We start from the raw sequence: 253 nt of genomic DNA on the forward strand, positions 1-253 counted from the left end.
GCTGTTGTAGTGGTTGCCGGCACTGGCCACGCCGGCGCCCTCGACCAGTCCGCTCCAGCCGCGCCCGAACTCGCCATGCAGGCCGAGGCGCAGGCGCAGGGTGTCGGCCCGGGCGTCGCGCGCGAATGCGTCGTCGTCGACCTGCTCGTGGCGCAGGCGGGCATCCCACTCCAGTTGCCATGATGGTCCGGCCGATGTGGTCGGCCCACTGGCGTTGCCGGTCACGCCGGCCGCCCAGGCCGGCGCGATCAGG

General features: G+C 73.9%; 1 pseudogene. It reads right to left on the minus strand.

Annotated elements, in window-relative coordinates:
* Positions 1 to 252, minus strand: a pseudogene (locus tag UUA_RS19755) (alginate export family protein); the annotation flags it as partial.
* Position 253: the final 1 nt, after the last annotated feature.

It is taken from the genome of Rhodanobacter thiooxydans LCS2 (assembly GCF_000264375.1).
GTDB classification, from domain to species: Bacteria; Pseudomonadota; Gammaproteobacteria; order Xanthomonadales; family Rhodanobacteraceae; genus Rhodanobacter; species Rhodanobacter thiooxydans.